Source organism: Aeromonas sp. HMWF017 (genome assembly GCF_003061465.1).
Classification (GTDB): domain Bacteria; phylum Pseudomonadota; class Gammaproteobacteria; order Enterobacterales; family Aeromonadaceae; genus Aeromonas; species Aeromonas veronii.
On the sequence record NZ_QAJD01000183.1, the window covers coordinates 1 to 7,365 of the forward strand.

General features: G+C 60.6%; 9 protein-coding genes and 1 riboswitch. Of the genes, 3 read left to right on the forward strand and 6 right to left on the reverse strand.

The genetic code is table 11. The features are described from left to right. The 4 genes from DBR30_RS20640 to DBR30_RS20655 all read right to left on the reverse strand — a co-directional run. Positions 1 to 576 (reverse strand): ATP-grasp domain-containing protein (locus DBR30_RS20640; protein WP_146181396.1); only part of this gene is annotated, 576 nt, incomplete at its 3' end. Next, a complete protein-coding gene (purE, locus tag DBR30_RS20645) occupies positions 573 to 1,082 on the reverse strand; it encodes a 5-(carboxyamino)imidazole ribonucleotide mutase (protein WP_108542253.1) in 510 nt (169 codons plus the stop codon). The genes purE and DBR30_RS20640, both read right to left, overlap by 4 nt. Before the next feature lie 63 nt (positions 1,083 to 1,145). Beyond that, positions 1,146 to 1,448, reverse strand: a complete 303-nt coding sequence (locus DBR30_RS20650) for a P-II family nitrogen regulator (RefSeq protein WP_108542252.1) — start codon at positions 1,446 to 1,448, stop codon at positions 1,146 to 1,148. Between the two features lie 4 nt (positions 1,449 to 1,452). After that, the gene (locus tag DBR30_RS20655) at positions 1,453 to 2,379 is read right to left on the reverse strand and encodes a sodium-dependent bicarbonate transport family permease (RefSeq protein ID WP_108588505.1); all 927 of its coding nucleotides are present in this window, start codon (positions 2,377 to 2,379) and stop codon (positions 1,453 to 1,455) included. A gap of 109 nt (positions 2,380 to 2,488) precedes the next feature. Here DBR30_RS20655 and DBR30_RS20660 point away from each other — a divergent pair, with 109 nt between their 5' ends. The 3 genes from DBR30_RS20660 (at position 2,489) to murI (ending at position 6,443) form a co-directional block, all read left to right on the forward strand. Then, positions 2,489 to 3,391: a LysR family transcriptional regulator gene (locus DBR30_RS20660; RefSeq protein WP_108542251.1), complete on the forward strand. Its 903-nt coding sequence runs from the start codon at positions 2,489 to 2,491 to the stop codon at positions 3,389 to 3,391. Positions 3,392 to 3,426: 35 nt separating this feature from the next. After that, positions 3,427 to 3,604: riboswitch (cobalamin riboswitch) on the forward strand. Between the two features lie 52 nt (positions 3,605 to 3,656). Next, positions 3,657 to 5,531 (forward strand): TonB-dependent receptor domain-containing protein, encoded by a 1,875-nt coding sequence (locus DBR30_RS20665; protein WP_108542250.1) that lies wholly within the window; start codon positions 3,657 to 3,659, stop codon positions 5,529 to 5,531. A 108-nt stretch (positions 5,532 to 5,639) separates the two neighbouring features. Then, positions 5,640 to 6,443, forward strand: coding sequence for a glutamate racemase (gene murI / locus DBR30_RS20670; RefSeq protein ID WP_108542249.1), 804 nt, complete (start codon positions 5,640 to 5,642; stop codon positions 6,441 to 6,443). A gap of 7 nt (positions 6,444 to 6,450) precedes the next feature. Here the strand turns inward: murI and DBR30_RS20675 are convergent, their stop codons facing one another. Both DBR30_RS20675 and DBR30_RS21420 read right to left on the reverse strand, forming a co-directional pair. Then, positions 6,451 to 6,942, reverse strand: coding sequence for an RNA recognition motif domain-containing protein (locus tag DBR30_RS20675; protein ID WP_005339200.1), 492 nt, complete (start codon positions 6,940 to 6,942; stop codon positions 6,451 to 6,453). A gap of 224 nt (positions 6,943 to 7,166) precedes the next feature. Further along, on the reverse strand, positions 7,167 to 7,365 hold a 199-nt coding region (locus DBR30_RS21420; RefSeq protein WP_219927589.1), incomplete at its 5' end, for a hypothetical protein.

Genomic DNA, 7,365 nt, shown 5'->3' on the forward strand with positions numbered 1-7,365 from the left:
GCGGGCCAGCGTCAGAGCAAGCTCCCCCTCCAGCGCCAGCCGTTTTTCCAGCACGCAAGGCACAGCAATGGCTGCCAGCGCGCTCGCCAGCTCATCCAGATTATTCACTTGCCACTGCCCCTTGCCGTCGTACCCCTCGCGGGCCGTCTTGAGGATGGCGGGCAAAAGTTCGCTGGCCTGTGCGGGGATGGGCTCTTCCGGCAGCAGTACCAGATGGGGGGCGACCGGGATGTCAGCCCCACGCAGAAAAGCTTTCTCCTCGCGACGATCCTGACAGATGCACACCGCGCTGGCGGCTGGCCGCACCGGTTTATGCTTTTCCAGCAACGCGAGGGTGGTGGCGGGCACGTTCTCGAACTCACAGCTGATGGCGGCGCAGCGGTTGGCCAGCTCGTGCAGAGCGGTGGTGTCGTCATAGGGGGCGACAATATGGTGATCGGCGGCGGCACCGGCGATGCTGGCCGGGTCGGGATCCAGCACCACCACCTTGTAGCCGAGGCGGTGGGCGGCCATCACGAAGTAGCGGCCAAGCTGGCCGCCCCCCAGCATGCCGAGGGTGGCGGGTGGCAGGATCATGTAGGCTCCTCCAGTTGCAGTGCCAGCACCCGATCTCGCTCGTGGGTGCGGAAGTCGTCGAGTTGCTGCCGGTAGCGGGGGGCGTCGCCGTCTTGTGCAACGGAGAGCAGAGAGACTGCAAACAGGGCTGCGTTGGCAGCCCCCGCCTCGCCGATGGCGAAGGTGGCGACCGGCACCCCTTTGGGCATCTGCACGATGGAGAGCAGGGAGTCCATTCCCTTGAGATGGCGGGAGGGGATGGGCACCCCCAGCACCGGCAATGTGGTCTTGGCGGCGACCATGCCCGGCAGATGGGCAGCGCCACCGGCCCCAGCGATGATGGCGCGCAGACCGCGCGCGCGGGCAGTGGCGGCATACTCGAACAGCAGGTCCGGGGTGCGATGGGCCGAGACTACCTGCGCCTCGTAGGGCACGCCGTGCTCCTTGAGGATGCGGGCGGCAGCCTGCAGCACGGGCCAGTCGGAGTCGGAGCCCATTACCAGGCCGATCAGGGGAAGGGTGTTCATCTTTTCTGGTTCCTTGCTGTTAAACGTTTGCTTTTGGTGAGCAAAAAGAGCCGGCAAGCCGGCTCAGAATTTCTCGGGTCGCACGATTTCGACCGGTTGCAGAAAGGCGATCATGGCGTAGTCGGGGTAGTAGCGACTCTGCAGGTGGGCCAGCAGCCGCTCCGCCTGCTCCCGGTTGCAGATCGCCTCCAGCCGGATGTTGCCGCTCTCGCTCCAGCTGGCGTTGCGCTCGCCATGATCCCCCCTGCCGCGGGCATCTGTGATGGTGTAGCCGCGCAGCCCCTCGCGGGTGAGGGTGCGCAGCAGGGTAGGCTCCAGATTGGCTTCGGTGATGACGGTCAGCAGGGTGCGGGTCTCGGTCTGCATGTGGCTACTCCGTGAATTGGCGGGCCCAGCTGTGGTAGAGCGGGATCCCCAGCATGATGTTGAACGGGAAGGTGACCCCCAGCACTGCGCTGAGGGATAGCCCCGGGTTGGCCTGAGGCAGGGCGATGCGCATGGTGGCCGGCACGGCAATATAGGAGGCGCTGGCCGCCAGGGTGGCCAGCAGGGTCAGGCCGCCGAGAGAGAGGCCCATCAGCTGGCCAGCAGCCAATCCCAGTCCCGCTGAGGCGAGCGGCATCAACAGGGCGAAGCCGAGCAGGAACAGGCCATGGCGGCGCAGATCCTGACACTGGCGGGCGACGATGAGGCCCATCTCCAGCAGGAACAGCGCCAGCGCCCCCTTGAACAGGTCGACAAACAGCGGTTTGAGCGGAGCGATCCCGTCCGGCCCGGCCAGATAGCCGATAGCCATGCCGCCCAGCAGCAGGGTTACCCCTTTGCCGAGGAAGGTCTCGTGGGCCAGCATGCGCCAGCGGGTCTCGCTGCTGATGCCGCGGGCCAGCACTATGCCCACCAGAATGGCCGGGATCTCCATCACCGCGAGGAAGATGGAGAGCTGGGATTCAAAGCTGATGCCTCGCTCGGTGAGCCAGTTCACCCCGACCGCAAAGGTGGCGACGCTGACCGAACCATAGTGGGCGGCAGTGGCGGCGGCATCGACCCGGTTCATCTTGAGGCGCAGCACGGCAAAGCCGAGCAGGGTTTGCACCACGCCCAGCAGGATCACCAACGCCAGTTGCGGCAGCAGAGGTTGCAGGGATTGCTGGGCCAGACCGACGCCGCCCTTGAGGCCGATGGCCAGCAGCAGAAAGAGGGAGAGAGTGTCGTAGAGGGCGGGCGGCAGTTTGAGCTCGGAGCGCACCAGACCGGCCAGCAGACCAAACAGAAAGAAGAGAACAACGACGTCCAGCATGATGGTTCGCAGGGCAGTTCAGATAATGGTTGCATGCTAGAGCCCGCAATGTTTCGATAAAATCAGATTCTCGCTGATGGTTGTTCGGTAAAAACTGATAGGGAACGGCATGCTCAACTACAAACAGCTCTACTACTTCTGGCATGTGGCGCGCTGCGGCAGCGTGACGCAGGCCGCCGAACAGCTGCATCTCACGCCGCAGACCATCAGCGGTCAGGTGGCCGAGCTGGAGCAGTCCCTCGGGGTGGCGCTGTTCAACCGGGTGGGGCGGCGTCTGGTGCTGACCGCTGCGGGTCGGCAGGCGCAGGAGCAGGCGGGGGCCATTTTCTCGCTCGGCGCCGAGCTGGAGCACACCCTGCGCCACGCCAGTCAGGAGCTGACCATGCAGGTGGGGATCGCCGATTCGGTACCTCGCACCCTGGCGTTCGAGCTGCTGGCTCCCGCCATGGCGCTGGCGACGCCGCTGCGGCTGGTGTGTCACGAGGAGCGGGCCGAGCAGCTGTTCAGCGAGCTGGCCCGTCACAAGCTGGATATGGTGCTGATCGATCGCCCGCTCCCTCCCGACAGCGGCGTGCGCGGCTATAACCACGAGCTGGGGCGCAGCCCGCTGGCGCTGTTTGCCAGCCCGGAGCTGGCGGCTCGGGCGCGGGACGGCTTTCCCGCCTCGCTGGAGGGGTTGCCGCTGCTGATCCCCGGAGAGAAGTCTGCCACCCACGATCGGCTGCTGGAGTGGTATCGCCAGCAGGGCATTCATCCCCATCTGGTGGGGCAGTTTGATGACTCCACCCTGATGAAGTCGTTCGGCAAGGCGGGGATGGGGATCTTCCCGGCGCCGCTGGCGATGGCCGACGAGATTGGCCGCCTCTACGGAGTGGAGCGGATTGCGACCCTCACCGACGTTACTCTCTCTTATTATCTGGTCTCGGCAGGGCGCCATCTCTCCCATCCCGGGGTACAGGCGGTGATGGAGGGGGCCCAACAGCGGCTGGCGGCGTTGGTGGGCAATAAATAGAAATCTGGATGGCTATACATCCAGCTTGGCTCTGCCTATAATCCTCCCGCTTTGGCGCATCATGCTTAATAGGGAATCCGGTGAAAATCCGGAGCTGGCGCGCAGCGGTAAGGGGGAACGAAGCGACATCAGGGCACTGCCATCAGGCGGGAAGCCGTCGCCGTAGGCTATCAGCCCCCGAGCCCGAAGACCTGCCAGAGTTCGTATTTCGGGCCGAGAGAAACCGGCCACGAAGTAGATACTTACGCGAACTTAAGGATCTCTCATGTCGAAGAAATTTCTGGCGGCTGCCCTGTTGCCGACGGCGGCGTTTGCCCAGCAGCTGACCATTCCCGTCAATCCCACCATGGTGGTGACCGCTACCCGCGTCGCCCAACCTGCTTCCAGCGTGCTTGCTCCGGTCAATGTGGTGACCCGGGACGAGATCGATCGCCTGCAAGCCCAGACCGTGACCGATGTGGTCAAGACCCTGCCCGGCGTGGAAGTGGTCAGCAATGGCGGCCGCGGCCAGATGAGCTCGTTGCGGGTACGTGGGGGCACCTCTTCCCAGACACTGGTGCTGGTGGACGGGGTACGCAGTGCCTCTTTGACCGCCGGGATGACCGAACTGAACAACCTGCCGCTCAATCAGGTGGAGCGCATTGAATACATTCGTGGCCCACGCGCCACCATTTATGGTTCTGATGCCATCGGCGGGGTGATCAACATCATTACCCGACCCGACAAGGGGACCAATCAGCACAAGTTCAATATCGGTGCCGGTTCCCATCAACAGCGACAGGCTGCTTTCAGTAGCGCCAGCCAGGTGGGCGAGGCGGGTCAGCTCAAGGTAGCTGGCGGTTTTGATGATGAAGAGGGTTACAACGTACACCCCTTGCCCGGCATCAACGATGGTGACCAGCATGGTCACCGTGGCTATAACGCCATGCTCGATTATCAGCAGGCGCTCGGCAGCAACTGGGATCTGTTCGGTACGACCCGCTGGTTCCGCAACATTGCCCAGTACGATCGCTCGTCCACTGCCTCAGCCTGGGGCCCTGCCACCCATCAGCGCAACGAGACCTGGACTGAAAACCAGAGCTATCAGCTGGGGTCGCGCTATCACGATGATCGCTATCTGAGCGAGCTGCGTGGCGCCTTCTCCAGACAGGATGCCTACGACTATCAGGACAACAGTGGCCGCGATCAGGCCAATGATCGTGGCTATACCCGTCAATACAGCCTGAACTGGGTCAACAGCCTCAAGCTGAACGAGCTGTGGACGCTCGGCGGCGGGGCTGACTGGCAGCGCGATATGCTGGACGATCGCTCGCGCTCTTCTGGCTCTCCCTATCCGGCAGGGGCCAAGGAGCGGGACAATACCGGGGTCTATGCCTTGGCCCAGTTTGACAATCAGACATGGCAGGGTGAGCTGAGCGGGCGTAGCGATGACAACGAACAGTATGGCCGCCACAACACCTGGCAGACCGGTGCTGGCTGGCGTTTTGCTGAGGATTACCGCCTGAGTGCCCGTTACGGCACCGGTTTCCGTGTCCCCACATTTAATGATCTCTACTACCCAAGTAAATCCATGCCAGGCAATCCCAGCCTGAAGCCGGAAGAGTCGAAGAGCAGCGAGCTGATGCTGGATGGTCAAACTGCGGGTGTCGAGTGGCGGGCCACCGGTTATCGCAACGACTTCGAACAGATGATCCAGTGGGCACCCAACAGTCAGGGGATGTGGACACCACAGAATGTTGGCAAGGCGCGCATTGAAGGGGTCGAACTGGAAGGGGAGTTCGACACCGGCTGGTTGAGCCATAGGGTTTCTGCCGAGTACAAGGATCCCAAAGACAAGGTGACTGACAAGCAGTTGCAGCGGGTCTCCCGCACAGGAACCAAGTGGATTACGCAGGCGCAGTGGCAACAGTTTGACGGCTCGTTGAGCTGGATCTATCAGGGAGAGCGCTATGACGACGTAGCCAACACCACCAAGCTGGGTGGCTACAGCGTGTGGAATCTGGTTGTTGGTTACAAGGTAACGCCAGCGCTCAAGGTATCGGGCAAGATCAACAACCTGTTGGACAAGCACTATCAGACGTCAGTGGGTTACCCTGCCGATGAGCGTGCTTATTACGTGACAATGGATTACTCACTCTAAGCCGGAGCAGGCCAAGCGGAAAAATCAGGGGCCCTGCCATTGGCAGGGCCTTTTCTATTGGCGGCAGGCGGGAGTATGATCGCCGCCTTGCACCAAAGGGGAGCTCAAGTGGCCAATATTCTCGTGTTTGACTCCGGTATGGGTGGCCTGACCATCTACCGCGAGATCCGTCGCGTTCTGCCGGTACACAACTATTTCTACTGCTTCGACAACGCCAACTTCCCCTATGGTGAATTGAGTGAGCCCGTCCTGATTGCTGCCTGTTCCCGCTTGGTGACCACCATGGTGGCCCGTCATCAGATCGATCTGGTGGTGATTGCCTGCAACACGGCCAGCACCATAGCGCTGCCGGCTCTGCGTGAGGCACTGGATATTCCTGTGGTGGGGGTGGTGCCAGCCATCAAGCCTGCCGCTGCACAGACTCGCAATGGTTGTATCGGTCTGCTGGCTACGCCAGGCACTGTGAGCCGCGACTATACCCACGAACTGATCGCCCAGTTTGCTCCCGGCAAGCGGGTGCTGCTCAAGGGCACCACCGAGCTGGTCATAGAAGCCGAACACAAGCTGGCGGGCTTGCCGGTCAATATGGCGCTGCTGCGCGAGGTATTGGCCGACTGGCTGGAAGGGGAAGAGAAGCCGGATACGCTGGTGCTTGGTTGCACTCATTTCCCGTTACTCAATGAAGAGATTGGGCAACTGATGCCGCAATGCCAGCTTATTGACTCGGGCAGTGCTGTTGCCAAACGGGTGGCCTGGTTGCTGAATAATGGCGGGCATGCCACCGTGCAGCCTGTACATATAGAAGAGGTGATTGCCAGGGCTTACTGTACCCGGCTGGATGGGGAGGCCCAAAAACTGACAGCCCCCTTGCAAGCATGGGGGCTGTCATCACTGGAAGAGGTGAAGTACTGACGAGCGGTTAGGCGTCAGTTTCGCTACCTTCTCTTTCCTCTTTATCACGTTTGTCATTCGCTTCACGCACCTTGAGGGTGCGCTGCTGATACTCTTTGTCATTCAAAGCGGCAATCGCCTTGGCGGCATCGGCGGCGGGCATCTCCACGAAACCGAAACCTCTGCGCTTGCCGGTTGCCTTGTCCTTCATCAACCGCACGGAAATGACCTGGCCCTGTTCGGCAAACAATTCGCGCACTGCAATCTCATTGGCGCGATAGGGCAGGTTGCCTACATATAAGGTGCAAGTCTCCTGATTGGCGATCGACTCGGCGACATTAGCCGGGGTTCGCTTCAGGAACAGCGGTACCACGAAACCGCCGATGGCCAGACCTGCTGCAAAAATCACTTCCGCTTTCAAAGAGAACTGCAGGGCCTGGGCAACCAGGTAGCCAACCACTGCCAATACCAGAGCAAGGATTGCGGCCTGCATATATACGGGAAACTTGGATAAATTCATCTTAAAAGACCTTTTGTAAATGAAAGCAAAAAAGGTGCAACACTATATTCACCTCCATGGTAACCAGCTTTCCTGATTGGCGCTACCATGGAGCACTCGGGAGAGGTTATCGGCTCCAGTATGGCATTCCCAAGGTCACTGAAGGCGACATAAATGACGCTAAAATGGGAGTGAAATAACCGGATTGTGGATAACATTGTATATATACACTGAATAAGCTGTTTCTAATTGAATAATTTGAAATTTTCGTGATTTTCTTCAAAAAAAGTCTTGTCATCGCAGCGTCGCTCCCTATAATGCGCCCCTACCAGCACGGCGTAACACGCCGAACTGATGAGCCAGCTTCCTAGCGAAGTGGGCGCCGAAAGAAAAGCGAAAACAATCGCTTGACTTTCGAAGTGAGAGGCGTAATATGCGCCTCCT